This window comes from Alcanivorax sp. HI0044 (assembly GCF_001634945.1).
The window spans coordinates 1-880 of record NZ_LWEZ01001688.1 but is presented as its reverse complement, the minus strand read 5'-3'; the positions used below and the strand labels follow the sequence as shown (position 1 = coordinate 880).

General features: G+C 54.0%; 1 protein-coding gene and 1 pseudogene. Both read left to right on the top strand.

Going from position 1 to position 880, the window contains the following annotated elements; all coding sequences use genetic code 11:
- A pseudogene (locus A3730_RS25440) lies at nucleotides 1-183 on the top strand (elongation factor 4); the annotation flags it as partial.
- Nucleotides 184-282: 99 nt separating this feature from the next.
- A partial coding sequence (lepB, locus tag A3730_RS25435) for a signal peptidase I (RefSeq protein WP_063539250.1) occupies nucleotides 283-880 on the top strand: 598 nt, incomplete at its 3' end.

Sequence of the window (880 nt, the reverse complement as noted above, 5' to 3'; positions counted from 1 at the left end):
ATTGCCCGCCAGACCGTGAAAGCCCTGCGCAAGAACGTGACCGCGAAATGTTATGGCGGTGATGTGTCTCGTAAAAAGAAGCTGCTGCAGAAGCAGAAAGAAGGCAAGAAGCGCATGAAACAGGTGGGGAATGTAGAAATCCCCCAGGAGGCCTTCCTCGCCGTGCTCAAGGTGGATGATTAATGAATACTCGCCGGATGCAAGACGCCAAAGGCCGGACGCAAAACCTCCAGTCATCCGGCGTCAGGCGCCAGGCGTCCAGCGTTATTTAGGAGATTTCTGTTGGATATTGATATCGGTTTTTGGTTGACCCTGGCGCTGGCTATTACTGTCGTTGTCTGGTTGATCGACAAGGTGCTGAAACTGAAGAGTAAAGGCGGCCCGGTGGGCAGTGTGGTGGAAACGTCCAACTCGCTGATTTCGGTATTCTTCGTGGTGCTGGTGATCCGCTCGTTTATTGTCGAGCCGTTCACTATTCCCTCCGGCTCCATGTTGCCGACGCTGCAGATAAATGACTTCATTCTGGTCAACAAGTTTGCTTATGGCCTGCGTTTGCCCGTGACCAACACCAAAATTATTGAAACCAGCGAGCCCGAGCGTGGCGATGTCATGGTGTTCAAGTTTCCGGAAAACCGGCAGCAGAACTTCATCAAGCGTGTGGTGGGGTTGCCCGGTGACACTGTGCAGGTGAAGGACAATGTGTTGACGGTGAACGGGGAGATCATTGATCGGGATCTGGTCAATGAATGGGTTGGCCCGGGGGTATGGCGCAAGCAATACGTTGAACAGCTGGGTAACGCTACTCACCTGATCTGGCAGGAAGGCAAAACCAACCCCTATACCGGGCGCCAGCTGCCCCAGGCTCGCACTCAGGGAGAGT